The sequence below is a fragment of the Microcoleus sp. B5-D4 genome, assembly GCF_036705145.1.
GTDB lineage: Bacteria > Cyanobacteriota > Cyanobacteriia > Cyanobacteriales > Microcoleaceae > Microcoleus.
Window position 1 is genome coordinate 15693 of the sequence record NZ_JAUBTV010000021.1, and the last position, 15916, is coordinate 31608.

Sequence of the window (15916 nt, forward strand, 5' to 3'; positions counted from 1 at the left end):
TTTTTGACGTATAAAGAAGGCTGGAAATAAATTTAATTTGTCTTAAAAACGGAGAATTAAAGTTAAGTCTGCTTAAAAAAAACTGCTGCTTGAAATACCTTATCTTTGTTTTGGAGCGGTTTGGTTGATCGCCCTAATTTCTTAATGAAGCTAGGCTAAAGCACGATCGAGCGGTGACTTTGGTTAATTTATTCCCCTAGCTGAATTAGAAATGTATTGTGAGTCTGGCGATTGTTAGGAAGCCCTAACGAATTTAACGATCGGCTTTTCTAAATAAAAAATTAAATTTGAGATGAGAATCAGATTTATGTGCATTTCGTTAAGGCTATTGCCAGGGCTGTTTTTTGCGATCGGTTTTTTAGCTTCCCCGTGAAGCGAAGCTATCCCGTAGGGAATCGCCCGCAATTGATCGTCGTCCATTCGATCGATCACCTACCCTTCAAAACCAGAATTAGCGAGTGACTCGCCCGGTAGCGGGCACATTTTGCCAAATCCGGCGGGATCGAGTCCTCTGCCGGAGGCGAAACCCTGTCCCTACAACGATAGGATTAGGCTTATTAGGCCCCACGGGCGATCGATCCTCACAAACAGCACGGCCGGTATGTCTTTAAGGCTATGCCTTCGGGTAGGATTAGTAGGACGAGAGGAAGTGGAAAAAATGAGCGCTAGCAGCAATTCAACAGAAATTAAGTTCGGAACCGATGGGTGGCGGGGACTGATTGCCCATGACTTTACTTTTGCCAACGTGCGAAAAGTCACCCGGGCGATCGCCAGTTACCTAGAAACCGCTTACACAAAAGACCGCCCAGTTCTAGTCTCCTACGATACCCGCTTTCTGGCAGACGAGTTCGCCCGCACCTCGGCGGAAGTATTGGCAGATTTGGGATGGACTGTGAAAGTGGTCGATCGAGATTGCCCCACACCAGTCATCGCCTACAGCGCCAAGCATCTCAACTCTGCAGGAGCCCTGATGTTCACGGCTTCGCACAATCCCGCACCTTACTGCGGCATCAAATACATCCCCGACTACGCGGGCCCGGCAACCCCGGAAATTACTGATACAATTGTGGCAAATATTGCTGGTGCTTCTGATGCCCCAGCCAAAGGCAGCCACAACGATAAAATCTCCAGTTTTGACCCGAAACCCGAATATCTGAAGTTTCTTTATACTTTGATCGATGTGGAGCGGATTCGCTCTGCTAAGTTGAAGGTGAAGTACGACGCTCTCTACTCGACTTCTCGCGGCTATCTCGACGGCGTTTTGGAACACTGCGGCTGCGATGTCGAAAGTTTTCATACCTACCGCGACGTGCTGTTTGGCGGCGGAATGCCCGAACCCAAGGGAGAACAGTTAGTTGAGTTGGTGGAAGCTGTTAAGAAGGATTCGGCGGATTTGGGTTTAGCTACCGATGGCGACAGCGATCGCTTTGGTATTGTTGACGAGTTGGGAAATGTCTTGACTCCAAATACTGTACTGTTGCTGCTGGCGCGTCACTTGGTTAAGAATAAAAAATTGACTGGGGCGATCGTCCGTACAGTCGCAACTACCCACTTGCTGGACAATTTGGCCGCCAAGTACGGTTTAACAATCTACGAAACCGCAGTCGGTTTTAAATACATCGGCGAAAAAATGCGGGAAACTGCGGTGCTCATCGGTGGCGAAGAATCTGGCGGTTTGAGCGTTTTGGGTCACATTCCTGAAAAAGACGGGATTTTGGCTGATATGCTAGTTGCTGAGGCGATCGCCTATGAAGGCAAACCCCTTTCTCAGCTAGTAGAAGAAGCCATTAAAGAAGCCGATGGCCCCCTGTACAACAAACGTTTGGACTTGCACCTAGAAGAAGCCCACAAAGCAGCCGTTTTGGAATCTTTTACCAAGAACCCCCCCACAGAAGTAGCAGGGATCGGCGTTAAGGAAATCGGCCGCAAAGACGGGATTAAACTTTATCTTGAAGACGGTGGCTGGGTACTGCTGCGGCCTTCGGGAACCGAACCCTTGATGCGCGTTTACATGGAAACCAATTCTGTGGAAAAAGAAAGCCAAGTTGCCCAACACATGGAAAAGGTAATTTCCCAGTTAGAACCTGTTTAACTTTCTACCTATTCTAACGGGGGGTTTTTCCCCTAGCGCTTGGGATTGTGAGGTGCGCCGAAGCGCACCTTACGTATTTTTGATAACTCTTGCAAAGCCTCTGAACATTAATCATCGATACTGCTGGGCCAGTTATATATTTGCAATACACTGGGATTTGTTAAAGTTTGGGAAGTGTAAATTTATTTATGTTTGTTAAATTTTTAATTAATTTAAAAAATTCATAAATTTTTTCCGCATCTACTTGACTTTTGCCCTAATATTATTGTACATTATTAAATAATGGGATGTTTGAAAAAATAATATTTTTACACAGATTACGATTATAAAAGAAGTATATCAGTTAAATTGCTAGCCTGTCAACCCCTTTTATGAAAACAATTCCTCTGCTCGCCATTAGTTTTTTAGTAGCAATTTTAGTAAGCGCGATCGGCATTATTTCAGTGCAGAACGCCGCCCCAGTATCCTTAAACTTTATCTTTTTTCAATCGATACAAATGCCCGTAGGGGTAGTATTAGCAATGAGCCTGAGTGCAGGACTGATCGGAGGTGCGCTACTGCAACCGCTGTGGAACCTTTCAGATTCCCAAAACTCGCGTCCTAAATTTCCGGCAAATCCAGAAGAATCCGACACCGTACAATATTAAAGAGATTTGATCCCTTAGAGGGAATATACCTGACCGTCAATCAGCAACCGAGTAATTCCCTTAGCTCGCAAATAAGGCGCTGCTTTTTGCAGCATACTGCTGTCAGGAATCTTGAATACCCTTTGATTGCGAGTAGCAAATCGGCGGGCCACTCGGTGATTGTCAAACACTGCCAGGGTTTTCTCGCGAATTTCCGCCGCCGGAATTTGACCCAGTTCGCCAAAAGCTTTTAGAGGTCTGGTGATTAACTCTGCCGCCCGATCGACCACCAAATAACAAATTTTGGGCAGAGATGCTTCGCTTAAAGGCAAAACTTCAATCAGCCCTGTACCCCGAAGCTCGTTAGCGAAGCCCTCGAAGAGGATCGACTCGCCCGACGATATTGAACCCAGCAGGCTGCCTTCAAACAGAGAGTCTTCATCGTCTACATCTTCGTCGAAGTCGTCATCTAAATCGTCTTCATCATCCTCATCCTCATCCTCATCCTCATCCTCATCCTCATCCTCGAAATCGCTAAAATCTTCACCTGCCAGCAGCCCTTCTGCTGGCAGCATAGCCTTTAGTTCACCAGTCACAACAGCGCGGTGGCTTTGATCGGCAAGAGTGGCTGCTGGGGCATCTGGCACATCAGAAACATCCAATTCTGCAACTGGTTCAGGGACTGATTCAGAACGCTTTCGGATCGTCGGTCTCGAATTTGAGGCTGACGGCAGGACAGGGACTGACTCCGACAGGGGGACAGCTACAGGATCGATTTCGCCATCTCCCGACGACTCAGTAGTCGCCTCTGTCGGTTCAGAAACACTGCTGCGATCGGACAAACGCTTTTGTTTTTGCTGGACTAGAAATTCGTATTCCGGCTCCGACAAAGCACCCTGAAGGATGCGCCTTACAGTCGAACTGCTCACTCCGTAGCGCTTTGCCAGAGTGATAGTATTCTCGTTGGACTGTCGGTACAGCCTGATGAGTTCGCGTTTGTCTGAATCGGAGAGTTTTGTAGGCGTCATGCCAAGTTTTCCAGCAAAAAGACGTGAAAAGACGCAGGCTAGCAGTCAGCGAACTGTGATTTTTGATTTTCGATTTCAAGCTCAGAGATGCCGACAAGGGCAAAAAAGCTTTCGCGTCCCCATCGCTTGCCAAAGCAACCCTAATCTCAAATCGCTAGGCTGCGCGACGACTGCGCCTGCTCTGGCGAGAACGGGTTGAGATGTCATGTTCCAAGATAGCTCCTATTCCGAACAGGATGGCGCTGAAAACAAAAAAGACTTCCAGCAAACTCCCACTTTGATAACTACCCTCAGCCTGAGTATCGCGCCATTTAAAGTACATATCTGCGATGTAAAGCGAAAAAGTTGCAGCCGCAATCATTCTCCAAGATTGGGAAAAACGTCCTCCCCAAAACGCCAGCAGCAATGCAGTAGCAATAATCAGCAGAAAAACGTCCCCGACGATGTAAAACAAATTGATTGCATTTTTGTGAGGCGCCAGTTGCTTGTCTAGTGCCATCACCCATGCCGGAGCTTTGATTTCGGCTTCTGCTTCTTCTTCTTCGGGTGCGGATGCAGCATCAGTCGCTGCTGCTTTTGGCTGTATCTTGGACGAATTGTCCAAAGCAGGCGCTCTTCCTGTGGTAGCGGTTGCTGGTGCAGATTCTGTCACTACTTCTTGAGTGGCTCCCGGAGCCATTCCTAGCTGTGCCCTCCAAGAGTCAGGTGCAGCAACCCAGATAGCTACAGCAATCCCCAAGGCTGCAATTCCGGCTAACAAAGCCCACTGCCAAATTTCTAGATTCAGCCGCTTGGAAGTCACAGCTACAACCATGCCCCCGATCAGTACCACATAGCTGCCTAGATAAAACGCATCGGCAGGAGATACGTCCGGGTCTAACTCGAAATAGAGTTCCCAAATCCCGAAAAGCACGCCTGCTATGAAATAGAAGAGCATCCCCAGACCAATGCCCAGCCAGACGTTGCGCCCGCTGACCATGTGCGGGCTTTGCCAGTTTCTAAAACAGACTAAAGCCGCTCCGAAGTATGCTCCGCATTCAAAAACATAAGTGCCGATCGAGTACCACAGAGGTAAACCCTCTTCTGCGGAGAGGGGGACGCTGAACAGCAAAAAGAACAGCAGCGCCATGACAGCCCAGACAATGCCCACAATCACTAGGGTCTGAGCTGACAGTAAAGATGAAGATGTAGATGACTTTTCTGAAGTGCTACTCATAGGGATTCCACGAGACCTAACTAGCGGTTGAACGCACCCCATCTCAATCTTTGATTGGAGATGAGGATTCTTTCGCCAAAAAACATTAAAAAACCTTGCTCTGACGCTTCCGGGATAACTGGCGTCCTCAGTGTGTCGTCGGGACTTTTGCCCTCGTACACTATAGAAAGACTAAGCAAGAATAATCTCTATTTACTAATTCAATAAATTAGTCGTTAGTCAATCTTGTACCCGGAAATATAATGATAGATATACGGTAGATGTCTCCACCATTAAGGTTTTTACAGTACCAAATCTATCTCTGAAATTATACCCTCAAAGGTTGAGGGAGCTGTTTTTTTGCTTTCACTCTTCCCCACTCGTATCAATGATTGTGAGTGGGGAGTGCGATCGAAACTTAGTTAAATTGCCAGACCATAGGTGGCATCCAAACCGAATCAACAATTTGGTTGTCAATACAAGTTGGCAATCCAACTTGTATATCGCGTACCCCCTACAGTGCAATTATCTAAGCTGAATTATCTCGACCCAATTGTCTGAGCAATTGTCACAGATTTTCTATCCTGCGATCCACAACTTGTTGAGGGCTGATTGTTTCAGCCAATCTAGAAACTGAGCCCGATCCGGTGCTGGCATATCTTGCAGCACATCGCTAACTCCCTCAGCGAAGTCCGTATTGCCAAAATATGATTTACCCAAACGGTGAAGTTCTTGCAATAAGGTCTTGAGATGCTGCTCTTGCCAAGGAGGCACCTTGTGATTTTGCAAAGGACTAACCGTTAGCCAGTTTTTTATCGCATCAGGGGAGTCTGCCTGGGGGAAGTTTCCCTGCTGAAATACCTTGGCGATATCTTTCTGAAACGATGTGGCTTGCCTTGCGCCTAAGAGGTCTTCTACATCGAAGTAAACAGCTTGGAGGAGCAGCAGACAAGCCTGCGCGAACAGTGGTGCTTTGGCTGCTTCATTCCCTGCCGGTTCTTCACCGGCAAGCTGATCTAAACGGACTTTTCCCCAGACGCTATATCTATCCGGCTCTTCTAGCAGAACACAGGCTTTGCCTCGGTTGTCGGTTAAGTCCCGCCACAAGGCTCTGGCGTCTTCTGCTTGTTTGCCGTTGAAGGCGCTGATCAGGCGAAAAGTCTGCCCCTGATAATTGAGAATGGGAATTTGTTGATCCCGTTTTGGGTGTTGAAAATTGGTTATTTCAACATCCTGCCGTTTCAGAATAAACATGACACTGCGATTTGACTCCTGTCATGGCCGAGGTGCTGTGCTTTTGACACTCCCGATGCCTAAAGGCGAGGGGATTCTTGATTCAGCGAGTCCACTTAAATTAGCAGGATTGCTCCCGATCACCCAGAGATGGTTCTCTCCTCAAGCGTTCCGATACTTTTTTGCTAACAAATGTTAACAATTATCTAAGCTGAGATTGTCTCTCGGCCTTGGCGTATAAATCAATGCACGAAGGAAAGTCCCCCGCGCACAATTTACGACTGCTGTACTGGCAACGCTTGATTTTCGCGCTCGTGCCGAGCGGGCGATTGACTGTTTTGCTTTGATGCCGTAGAGGAAGCTTATATAGAGGCTCCGTACCATCAGGGATTTTCACCTGAGTCTTTCAATCCTAGTTCTACCACATTTTTATCAAATATCAAGTCGAGCAGAATGTTAGCCCACATAACTCAATATCAGCAACTTCGTTATTCTGGCTCAACTCCTACCTCAAATCAGGAGATGATCTCTGGTTTTGCGGTAATGCGGTCAGCGTTTTAGGCTTTGCCACTAGGGGATGTTAACATAACCAATAGAAATCTGGGAAAAAGCACCTGTGACTCTTGTGCTGTCTTAGTTCCGTCTTAATTGGGAGAGATATCCGATCGACCAAATAGCTGGGTTTCACCTCGACCTCTAAATACTTTACCCGAGTTCACGTCCTACCTATAGCGGTTCTCAAGCGTGGTGAGGTATGCCCTATGCCCACGGAGGACTATGCCCACGGAGGCCACGGAGGCCACGGAGGCCACGGAGCCCAGTCGTACCTCATATGAGAGCTCGAAAGGCTATAGTTTTGATTGTAAATTTACAATTGTCCTGTTTGCAGGTGAGTCCCTCCAGCTTTTGTCAGATACACTCTTGGAGGCACAGGCACTCTCATCATCTTGGTTTTTTTTCCGGCATCACCGCACTGCACGCCATATTTTTGTATATTAAAGCGGTTTATGCGTAAGTCATCACATAATTTACTTGCTCGATCGCACACTGCACCGATACAATAATCTTGTTAGCGATTTTTGACTTGGGTGCGTAACTCAGTTGGATAGAGTAGCTGCCTTCTAAGCAGCGAGCCGCAGGTTCAAGTCCTGCCGTACCCGTTAACAAAACCTAGTAATATCAATGCTTTGAGCCGTTCTTTACCGAAAGTAGAGAGCGGCTCAAACCTTATTTGTTGTGCATTTGTTTCGCATTTGTTTCGCATTTTGTTTCGCACAACAAATGCGAAACAAAATGCCTATCTGGGTCAGGTGGTATCCCGGCATCCTGTCGGCAGGCACGGGTCAACTCTCCGAGTCCAAGATTTCCAAAACCGCCTCCATATCTGCCAAGTCCGCTCTGGATTTTTTGCGCTGCGCTTTCAACTGGTTGAGCAAGTCAGCCGGTTCTGGAAAAACTGCCACGGTCGGAGCCGATTTTTTATTTGCTTCCCGTGAGCGCCGTGCTTCCTTGAGTTCTTGCTCCAGCATCTGCACCTTCAGTCCCAAATCGCCGTTGCGCTCGTGTAACTCATTCAGTTCCTTATCCCATTCTGCAAGCTGCTTCTTGGCCGCTTTCAATTCCTGCCTGAGTGATTCATCGTTGCCATCACTCAGGCACTCAATTTCCCAGCCGTTCCTCAATGGCGGCCATCCGCTCCATCACGGGGTCAAGGCGATCGGTTACAGCCTTGTCTACAGTGTCTACAATATTTGTAGACACGACGCTATCATTGCTTCGTGTAGACAAATCTGTAGACACTGTAGACGGGGTATTATCGTTACCTAGTGTAGACAGTGTAGACAGCGTTGTAGACGTGCCTGACATTTCCTTGAGAATGCGTTGTGCAGCTTGACTCACCGACTCACCATCTAGCCTCTGAGCTTCTATCCAGTTCAGGAAGTGACCGGAAGCCCTGAACGATACGACTTGACTTTGACTCATTGTAGACACCTGTATACGTTATTTGTCTACACTAACTGATATCTGTCTACACTGTCAACATTTTGTAGACAAAACTTGTAGACACAAAAATCCCCCAATTAAGGGGGATGAGATTGAGCCGTTAGTCAGCGGCTTCCAAGTCCTTGGGGTCAAGCCAAGTTGTGTAACTGCCGTCGGGTTTGATACAAGCAATCTCAGAGAATTGGTCGATCAAGTCAACAATTAGCTCTATACCTTGATACTGTTCGCAAGCGCCAATGTATTTGACCCGCGTCCCTTTGATCACCCCCGCAATTGCCAGCACTCTGAAATTGTCAAACTCTTCAGAGGTTAGCGCGGCCCTAACTTGATTCCTGAGTTCTAATTTAGGTCTTAGTGTTTTGCCAATTTGAACGGCGAGCGGGTGATCGGAATTGGTGATCGCCTTTCTGATTTGTTCTGCAAATTCTGCGGGTTCTGTAGTACAGCTCAGCATTAAGGAGCTTGAATTTTCCGAAAACTGGTTTTTTGAGTCCCCATAGTCCCCTTTGGTACTCAAAGCCTTGTCAGGTAAGGATTCGAGTATGGGGACTCGCGCGTCCCCATTGCGTCCCCATTCGTCCCCATTGGTGGCTTTCAATGGGGACTTAGGGGACTCGGTTATAGAGGTAATGGGGACGCTTTCAACGGTCTCTGTGTAAGGTTTTGAGGGCAAAGGGGACGAATGGGGACGGGGACTTAAGGTAAATGAAATATTTCGGCCGTTTGATGTAACCTCGCCGTATTTCAACTCTGCTAGTTGATCTAACCATTCCCGTATTTTTTGGCTATCGGGTCGGAGTTTGGCGTTGTAAGATTTTGCAATTTTTGCCCCGGTAGTTGTGCCGCCGTTGCGCTCTGCGAGAGAAACAATTTTTGCCAAGTTAGGGGCGAGCGCCGATGATGCGCAAATATCTAGATTTACGCTCAATGCTTGGTCGGTCGTGTATTTCACAAAATGAATCGCAGCCCGAACAATTTCAGCAGGAATATTTTGTGAAATTTCACCACCTTTAAACGCGCTGTGGATAGCGTGCAGTATGGTTGCAATCTTCCCGACTTTTTCGGGTGCTTTCCCTAGCATTGCCCGCATCCCTTGTTTGAGACTTTCTACCCGATCACGTTCGCACTTGTTGTAGTAAGCAATGAAAAGTTTTCGGGCCGCTGCATCTAGCCTGAAATTTTGGGGTGGGAGTATATCTAGATGTCCGTAAAGTCCTGATAGCATCGGAGTTAAATCTACTGTGGGCGCATCCTCAAATAATTCTGTAGCAGCTAGCGGTTGTTGGATCAGTTCAAATCTTGCAAATTTTCCGTTATCGTCGCTGCCGTCCCCTAAGAACTGTGCCAGAACTTTTGGCTGGATGTTACCAAAGATTGAAAGCCCGACATGGGGAGCATCAACCGCCAAACCATCGGCTCGCAGCACCGCAGCACCGCCACCGCTCCAATACTCAAGAAGATTTTCTTCATCGCTACCTTTACCACCCCGGTATTGGTTTGGGGACTTCAGCATTCCCGCTAGTTCATCGGCTACCCACAATAAAGCTTGGTCGGGTCTCCTTGCCGCTTGCTTGGGGATGCTCTCACCCGTAGCAGCGGTTATGTAGTAAACCTTTCTTGCTGGCTCTTGAGGTTTAGGCCCTTTATCTTCATCCTTGTTAGCTTTCCAAGCGTTTAAATCTTCCTCATAATTTGCTTGAGCTTCATCGAATGCTTTCCGGCTTATCTCGTTTAACTTTTCCATCGGGTCGGTAATAATTGCCCGGATTATCGGGGTTTTTTTCTGTGAACTCTCAGCAATCATCGCAGCGAAAAAGTTAGGGCATACCCTGAAATTAGTTTGAGGATAAAGCATTGTGCGAGTACCCGGTTTTAGCAGCGTCGAGACTTGAGTCAAAAGAACTAGAGCGTAGCACTCAGGTTTAATGTTGAGAGTTCGTGCCAGTCTTGTAATTCCTTCTGCTAGCTCTGAAGGTAAAATCGCCGTTAAATCTAAGGTTGCAGATTTTGAGGCAAGCAGTTGGGCGACATCTGTCGCCGTATCTTCTCGATCTACTACTTGCTCTAATTCTTCTTCTTTTTCGCGGTAAATTTTCCAGACTTCAGCAGAATTGACCCGATACTTTTGGGCAAGCTCAGAAATTTTAAGTCGTAGCTGAGATTTTTTGAGGTCAGAGTCTAGCAGTTCATCAAGCTCTTCCCCTAGTTCAGATATGGGAGGGACTTGAAACTGAGAGGGGCGGACAACATTTGAGGTTGTTTTTTCCCATTCTGCAAAAGTTGGGGCGATCGCTACAGCATCTAAAAATGCCTTTTCACTTTTGCCCACAATCAGATCGTCCATCCCTTTGAACTTGGTATCCCAGCAGGTGATGTGGACGGTGCATCCATTCTCAATCAGTAAAGTTGCAAATTTTACGATCGCTGCACGACAAGATGGGTTAGCGGCATAGTCGGAGTCAAAGTCAATGTAATGAGTAGTTCCCGGCTGCGCCCACTCTTGAACAAATTTTGCAAGTTTTCCATCCTTCCCCCAGTTCCAGACACCAGTTAGAGCTATAACAGCTAAGCCCAAACTGAGCCCCGCGCCTGCCTTTTTAACTCCCTCTGTCCAGTGACGGGCGATCGATTTGTCGGCGTGAACTTTTGCCCAGTAATCTTTGTCGGGCATGGCCAGGAAGATTGCGTCGGGTTCCATGCCGCTACCTGTGAGGTATTTGCGCGGTTTAGAACCTTCTGGTTGATGTGGTTTGTCCGGTTTGCCTTGTCCACACCAATTGCCTGCGGGTTCCCCAGTTCTCCACTGAACGCCGCGACTCCACCAGCCACCAGTTTTTATAGGTTCCTTCGGACGGACGCGCTCGTTAAATTCTTTGACGGATAGCGATTCTATGTTCTGTTTCGCGATCGCCTCCGCTACCTTTGAATCCTCGCACCATTCGATCAGATATTTTGCGGTGCTTGAAACTTTACCGCCGATCGGAGTAGAATTGTCGTACATGAAAATTAGCTCGCCCCAAGACGAGTTGAATGTGGATAAGCCTCAAAACCGTTGCAGTTCGGATACCAATCGAGAGCAGCGGTTTTTTGGTGTTTACAATTTTTGGAAAATTCAAGGCATAGGAGGTACCGCCCCGCTAGTTGACTAGGGGTGCGATTAAGCTGTCGGTACGTGAGACACCGGTTAAGCCTTTACAAAACTTAGGGATGAGGACTAAGGCTTTAAGCCGTTGAGCTTGCTCCTTTAAAAATGCCGCCTTCGCCAGAAGTTTTGCCCATGTCAGATAACTGGTCACAAGCGCACAAATTCTTTGGGGATTAAATCTGGCGTTGTACTTAACAAACCAGCGCAACCACCAACGCCAAATTCGGCGTTCCTCTAAAATCTCTCGTGGCGTTAGTAGGGGGGTGTTCTCCATGTGATTATTTTAGGCGATGGACGGGATTGAGAGCACGGATTTTAGTTAACTCGGTTGTGCAGGAACCTTATAAGGTTCCATTTTCATTAAGCACGCTTATTGACTGCATTTTATTAGATTTCTCCAAATCACACACCTATAGGTGTCGCATTTTGTTGAATCGCGTCGCACACGTCAGAATGCGGGTTCTGGGAGATTCTTAATTGAACTGGTTAAGTTACAAACCTATAGGTTTCGCCTTTCTCTATGCACGGAGAATATGCAGCGCTTTGGGCAAGTCTCGTTCTGCTAGCGCTAGCCTCGTATAATCTCGTATTTACGGAAACTTATATGAGTTTCCGCCGTAGAAAACCTTGTACAGCAAGGGTTTGAGCGCTATACTTTGGAGAATGGGGAGATTGTGTTTTCTCCCTGGTTTTGCCACATACCGAAAATCGAAACCTATAGGTTTTAACTTTTATTCCTCACTACTGTTTTTTGGTACTTTTTTGTGCTACCCCTCCTCACCCTTAACAAACGGCAACAGAAATTCATACTCTGCCTTCGCATCCCGGTAAGCTTGGCTACTACCGGCTGACACTCCCCAAACTTCTTTAAGGATTTTATTCTTGCCGGTGATGCCCTTCGCGTGACATTGCAGAATCAGTTCGATTTGTTCGCGCTGCCTAGTGGATAAATTCACTACTGCGAGTTCGCTAGAATCGCTCGATGTCTGATTCAGTAGCAGTTCTAGTGATTCTCTTATCGAATCGAGTTCTGCCTCTTGTTCGTCGGTTCGTTCGTTTGTTGCCAGAATTTGTTCTGCTTCCTGTTGCCTTTGTTTCTGAGAAATGTATACGCTAGTCGAGATTTCATCCACCACATCGGCGGTGATTGCCCGCTCTTTAATTGCCTCTATCTCACCCTGCTCAGCCAGTTTGCGAGCGATATTACCCGCCGATACTGCACAAGCAATTGCAGCACACAAACTAACACCTTGCACCGCTTTGTGAGTGTCCAGCTTTTTGTCTAGTGCTGCTAGTGGAACCAACCACAGCACGACAGAGGACGCACTCAATACAAACAGTTTTAGCTGCATAAAAACACCCCCAAACCAATCAGCAGCATCGCCAAACCGCCGATTAAAACTGCCTGTAAGTCAGCCACTGAAATCTTAATCAACTTACTCAGGGAATAGTCAAGCAACCAACTCAACCCCCAAGCAATTGCAATTGCTGCTAACAGGAATAAAACCGCTTTCATTGCCATCGGATGCAAGCTCGCTATCCATCCCAGAAGGGAGGAAGCGATGCACCCGGCGACAAAATAATTTGCCAAGTACATCGCTTTCATTAATCGCCCCCCTCAGTAGCAGACAGTGACTTACAGTAGTTATCAAGCTCCTCACACTCACTACAGTTAAAATAGCTGCGTGAATCCTGCAAAGCGTCCTCCGCTTCTTGTCCGTCACAGTTCAGCAAGTCTACAAAGGTCACATCGGAGTACCAATCGTGCTCAGTCATCCGGTTGTGTACTTCGCAAAAATGTGATCCAGGTTTTTGCCTTTCCATTAGTTCGCCCCCGCCGTCAGCTTGGCTTTAATTTCATCAATCCGAGTACGGGCATCGCTGTCAGCTTTATCAATCCCTAACCCCAGTCGCGCATAACCAGGACGCAAGCTGTGCAAGTGCTTAGCCAGTCGAGTGTCTGAGCGCTTTTTACTCAGTTCGTTATCAGCCACAGCACCTTCATATTTGCGGTGATGACGGTGAACCTTAGCATCGGCTTCTTCAACTTTTGCCAGTGCTTCATAGGCGCGCTTAGACTGCTTTGCACCGTCTGTTTTCTCTTTTGCTAAATCCTTCACGGCGTCCGCTTCTTCTTTGGTAAAGTAGCGCGGTGCTGGCACAACTGGAACACTACGGATGCTGGAAAAATTACCAGGATTTAGCGGGGTGATGACGCTTGCGTCAGTGCTTGCCAGAACTTTTGATTTGTCAATAGCGTGTCCGCCGTCGTTGCTGGCAGTGAGTTTTCCAGCATCAGAATTGCCGCCAAAAAGGCGTAGTTGTAAGCTCATAATTTTGTCCCGATTTGAATGTTGATGCGAACTGGGGAAGGCAATAGATTGAGAGGATTGATTTGTCGCCACAAATTCATAGCCACCACAAACACCCCCGCCGATGCGAGTACAAGTGCAATGAGTTGCCCTAAATCAACCCAGTCTAAAAATGTGGAATTTTGGCGGGTGAAACCGCAAACAGGGAACGAACCGTCGTTAGTCCAATCTAGGGTGTCTACACTGTCTACACATTGAGTGTCAAGCGGTTTAGGCGTTGTGTCTACACTGTCTAGTGTGTTGTCTAGCATTGTGTCTACAGTGTCTACGTTCACTGTGTCAAGCGATTCACCATCAACGAGGTACAGTTCTAGCAGCGCTTCCCATGTAGCAGTTTTGCTGAGTTTTCCAAACTGTCTGGCGTCTTCATTGGTGAAGCCACGGTCAAAGGCGATCGCCTTTAATTGGTCAATGCGACGGTAGCTGACGGTAGGTTTAGTCATGGCTGACAAGCCTCAAATCACCGCCAACAGTCAAGTGCTCGTCAAAACAGGGATAGGAAGAATCCGGCATCTCCCCACTTGTCCAACTGATTAGGTAAGTCCAATCTTGTTCGTAAGGATGCCAGCAGATACCAAGCACTTCGCCGTACTCAATAGAGTCCTGGTTAAGTTCATCAGTCCAGTGGTCAGCGACTTTGTTGCCGATGCAGAATTTCGGGGCCGGATATTTCTTGGGGTTTTCAAAACCTGACTGAGAACGTGGCACAAAAAACAGCAAAGCGGCCGATGCGATTTTCTGCAATAACTCGCGACGGGGAAACATTAAGAGTTGCGATCGTCCGTTAGGACAATCGGCTGAAAGTGGCATAATTTATAGGCTCCAAACGTTGTGATGTAACGGTTTGGGGAAGTCGTGGTTTGGCTAGCATTGCAAGTGCTCGTCAACCGCGCATCAATCTTCCTTAGTTACTCACGATTGCAGACTTCCACTTCCTTGTCAACACAGGAAGTGTAAAGTTTTATGTCGCAAAAGTTGCCCCTAGAATCAACATCCTAACAGCATCAAAGCGGGCGTAAATGCTCCAATACTTTGTTATCTAAATAGTGGGAATTAATAATACTTTCCGACGTATCACACCAACGAGCAATTACCGCAGATGGGATACCTTGCGCCAATTGTTCGCTAATAAAAGTATCCCGACAAGAATATGGAGTAGTAGGCTTGTAACCAGGTTCCCGTGTCTTGTCAGTGATAGGTACAACTATCTTGTGCCAAGCTCTTTGAGAAAAATTGCTGTAGTTGATTGCCTCCCCGGTTGGAGAAGAAAAAACCAATTCTTTAGAGTCAAACTGTTGCGGTCTAATTGACACTAAAAACTCTTTCAACTCATTATTGCAAGGGAATTTTCGGTGTTTGTTATTTTTACTGCCCTTACTCTCAACAGCTTTCCCCTCGATGAACTGAATACTGCCGTTGAACAAAACGTAAGAACAGTCTGGCGAGATATTCCCCCAAGTCAAGCCAATAGCTTCGCTAGGACGGCAACCCGTTAAAAACCAAAATTTTACTAATGGGTAGTATATGTTGTAACAGTGTCCGGGCTTATTTGTGTGAGACTCAAAAGCTTGTAGCACCAGCAACTTTTCTTCAGTGATAAAAGCATTAGGAGTGGGGTCATTCTGCCAGTTGTACTTAGGTAAATCATTAGCCATATCTTTGTAGGGACTGACAGGCAAAGTAATTAACCTGTGCTTAATACCCCAATCAACAGCAGCATTTAAGTGGGTGAGAATGCGCTTAGTCATGTCCCCCGTCGTTGTCCCTAAAAGGACTTCGCGAACTTCTAGCGCTTGCAGAATATCCGAAGGACACTTGGCTATGTGTCGCCCCAACGTAGTCTGCAAGTAGTGCAAAGACTTTGGCTTGAGTGCACCCTGCTTGTAGTTTAAATATTTGCCCCACAACTCTTGCAGCGTCAGACTTGTTGCCCCAAATTTAGCCTGTACCAGATTACTGCTGTGTTTGTGGGGTTGGACAGGCTTGTATTTGCTTAAATCATTTGGGTCAAATATCCCTGTCAGGATGTCAAGCTCAATCTGCTTAGCCTTGCATTCTGCGATCGCCCGGTTCTCCAAAGTATCCGGCAGACCCATGCACACAAACTTATTTTTACCTCCGTAAAGCTCGCGAGGTAAATGAAGGCGTAGCATACCTCGGCTTACCATCACCCCTACAGTCCCATTTTTCCGACGCTGAGATTTGTTTACTTTCATGGTTA

The 15916-nt window shown here is 47.1% G+C and carries 16 protein-coding genes and 1 tRNA gene; 3 read left to right on the forward strand and 14 right to left on the reverse strand.

Annotated elements, in window-relative coordinates:
• Positions 1-234: 234 nt before the first annotated feature.
• The gene (locus tag QUB10_RS12585) at positions 235-420 is read right to left on the reverse strand and encodes a hypothetical protein (RefSeq protein ID WP_333202537.1); all 186 of its coding nucleotides are present in this window, start codon (positions 418-420) and stop codon (positions 235-237) included.
• 238 nt (positions 421-658) lie between these two features.
• On the opposite strand from QUB10_RS12585, the gene QUB10_RS12590 reads away from it, so the two are divergent.
• Positions 659-2092 carry a phosphoglucomutase/phosphomannomutase family protein gene (locus tag QUB10_RS12590; RefSeq protein ID WP_333202538.1) on the forward strand — a complete coding sequence of 478 codons (1434 nt, stop codon included), beginning with the start codon at positions 659-661 and terminating at the stop codon, positions 2090-2092.
• A gap of 371 nt (positions 2093-2463) precedes the next feature.
• Entirely contained in the window at positions 2464-2739 is a 276-nt protein-coding gene (locus QUB10_RS12595) for a LapA family protein (protein ID WP_333202540.1), read from the forward strand.
• A gap of 14 nt (positions 2740-2753) precedes the next feature.
• On the opposite strand, the gene QUB10_RS12600 is transcribed toward QUB10_RS12595, so the two are convergent.
• The 3 genes from QUB10_RS12600 to QUB10_RS12610 all read right to left on the reverse strand — a co-directional run bounded on the left by QUB10_RS12600 (position 2754) and on the right by QUB10_RS12610 (position 6195).
• Positions 2754-3746 carry a hypothetical protein gene (locus QUB10_RS12600; protein WP_333202542.1) on the reverse strand — a complete coding sequence of 331 codons (993 nt, stop codon included), beginning with the start codon at positions 3744-3746 and terminating at the stop codon, positions 2754-2756.
• Positions 3747-3900: 154 nt separating this feature from the next.
• Positions 3901-4962 carry a hypothetical protein gene (locus tag QUB10_RS12605; RefSeq protein WP_333202544.1) on the reverse strand — a complete coding sequence of 354 codons (1062 nt, stop codon included), beginning with the start codon at positions 4960-4962 and terminating at the stop codon, positions 3901-3903.
• Positions 4963-5520: 558 nt separating this feature from the next.
• Complete coding sequence (locus QUB10_RS12610) at positions 5521-6195, reverse strand: Npun_F0813 family protein (protein ID WP_333202546.1); 675 nt, start codon at positions 6193-6195, stop codon at positions 5521-5523.
• A 1065-nt stretch (positions 6196-7260) separates the two neighbouring features.
• Here QUB10_RS12610 and QUB10_RS12615 point away from each other — a divergent pair.
• Positions 7261-7334, forward strand: a tRNA-Arg gene (locus QUB10_RS12615).
• Between the two features lie 183 nt (positions 7335-7517).
• Here the strand turns inward: QUB10_RS12615 and QUB10_RS12620 are convergent.
• From QUB10_RS12620 to QUB10_RS12665, 10 genes are all read right to left on the reverse strand, one after another.
• A complete protein-coding gene (locus QUB10_RS12620) occupies positions 7518-7856 on the reverse strand; it encodes a flagellar alpha dynein (protein WP_333202548.1) in 339 nt (112 codons plus the stop codon).
• Positions 7834-8157, reverse strand: a complete 324-nt coding sequence (locus QUB10_RS12625; protein ID WP_333202550.1) for a hypothetical protein — start codon at positions 8155-8157, stop codon at positions 7834-7836. The genes QUB10_RS12620 and QUB10_RS12625 overlap by 23 nt, the downstream gene beginning before the upstream one ends.
• Positions 8158-8278: 121 nt before the next feature.
• Entirely contained in the window at positions 8279-11179 is a 2901-nt protein-coding gene (locus QUB10_RS12630; RefSeq protein WP_333202552.1) for a DUF3987 domain-containing protein, read from the reverse strand.
• A gap of 136 nt (positions 11180-11315) precedes the next feature.
• Positions 11316-11597, reverse strand: a complete 282-nt coding sequence (locus QUB10_RS12635) for a hypothetical protein (RefSeq protein ID WP_333202554.1) — start codon at positions 11595-11597, stop codon at positions 11316-11318.
• Positions 11598-12090: 493 nt separating this feature from the next.
• Positions 12091-12675: a hypothetical protein gene (locus QUB10_RS12640; protein ID WP_333202556.1), complete on the reverse strand. Its 585-nt coding sequence runs from the start codon at positions 12673-12675 to the stop codon at positions 12091-12093.
• Positions 12666-12929 (reverse strand): hypothetical protein, encoded by a 264-nt coding sequence (locus QUB10_RS12645; RefSeq protein WP_333202558.1) that lies wholly within the window; start codon positions 12927-12929, stop codon positions 12666-12668. Before QUB10_RS12645 ends, QUB10_RS12640 begins: the two co-directional genes overlap by 10 nt.
• Before the next feature lie 217 nt (positions 12930-13146).
• The gene (locus QUB10_RS12650) at positions 13147-13656 is read right to left on the reverse strand and encodes a hypothetical protein (protein WP_333202560.1); all 510 of its coding nucleotides are present in this window, start codon (positions 13654-13656) and stop codon (positions 13147-13149) included.
• Entirely contained in the window at positions 13653-14138 is a 486-nt protein-coding gene (locus QUB10_RS12655; RefSeq protein WP_333202562.1) for a hypothetical protein, read from the reverse strand. Before QUB10_RS12655 ends, QUB10_RS12650 begins: the two co-directional genes overlap by 4 nt.
• Complete coding sequence (locus QUB10_RS12660) at positions 14131-14505, reverse strand: hypothetical protein (protein WP_333202564.1); 375 nt, start codon at positions 14503-14505, stop codon at positions 14131-14133. Before QUB10_RS12660 ends, QUB10_RS12655 begins: the two co-directional genes overlap by 8 nt.
• 194 nt (positions 14506-14699) lie before the next feature.
• On the reverse strand, positions 14700-15911 hold the full coding sequence (locus QUB10_RS12665) for a tyrosine-type recombinase/integrase (protein WP_333202566.1): 1212 nt from the start codon (positions 15909-15911) through the stop codon (positions 14700-14702).
• Positions 15912-15916: the final 5 nt, after the last annotated feature.

Coding starts and splice junctions, on each gene's coding strand:
- QUB10_RS12610 (WP_333202546.1), bottom strand. CDS start 6,195: ATGTTTATTCTGAAACGGCAGGATGTTGAAATAACCAATTTTCAACAC.
- QUB10_RS12640 (WP_333202556.1), bottom strand. CDS start 12,675: ATGCAGCTAAAACTGTTTGTATTGAGTGCGTCCTCTGTCGTGCTGTGG.
- QUB10_RS12600 (WP_333202542.1), bottom strand. CDS start 3,746: ATGACGCCTACAAAACTCTCCGATTCAGACAAACGCGAACTCATCAGG.
- QUB10_RS12665 (WP_333202566.1), bottom strand. CDS start 15,911: ATGAAAGTAAACAAATCTCAGCGTCGGAAAAATGGGACTGTAGGGGTG.
- QUB10_RS12645 (WP_333202558.1), bottom strand. CDS start 12,929: ATGAAAGCGATGTACTTGGCAAATTATTTTGTCGCCGGGTGCATCGCT.
- QUB10_RS12650 (WP_333202560.1), bottom strand. CDS start 13,656: ATGAGCTTACAACTACGCCTTTTTGGCGGCAATTCTGATGCTGGAAAA.
- QUB10_RS12660 (WP_333202564.1), bottom strand. CDS start 14,505: ATGCCACTTTCAGCCGATTGTCCTAACGGACGATCGCAACTCTTAATG.
- QUB10_RS12605 (WP_333202544.1), bottom strand. CDS start 4,962: ATGAGTAGCACTTCAGAAAAGTCATCTACATCTTCATCTTTACTGTCA.
- QUB10_RS12625 (WP_333202550.1), bottom strand. CDS start 8,157: ATGAGTCAAAGTCAAGTCGTATCGTTCAGGGCTTCCGGTCACTTCCTG.
- QUB10_RS12595 (WP_333202540.1), top strand. CDS start 2,464: ATGAAAACAATTCCTCTGCTCGCCATTAGTTTTTTAGTAGCAATTTTA.
- QUB10_RS12630 (WP_333202552.1), bottom strand. CDS start 11,179: ATGTACGACAATTCTACTCCGATCGGCGGTAAAGTTTCAAGCACCGCA.
- QUB10_RS12655 (WP_333202562.1), bottom strand. CDS start 14,138: ATGACTAAACCTACCGTCAGCTACCGTCGCATTGACCAATTAAAGGCG.
- QUB10_RS12635 (WP_333202554.1), bottom strand. CDS start 11,597: ATGGAGAACACCCCCCTACTAACGCCACGAGAGATTTTAGAGGAACGC.
- QUB10_RS12590 (WP_333202538.1), top strand. CDS start 659: ATGAGCGCTAGCAGCAATTCAACAGAAATTAAGTTCGGAACCGATGGG.
- QUB10_RS12585 (WP_333202537.1), bottom strand. CDS start 420: ATGGACGACGATCAATTGCGGGCGATTCCCTACGGGATAGCTTCGCTT.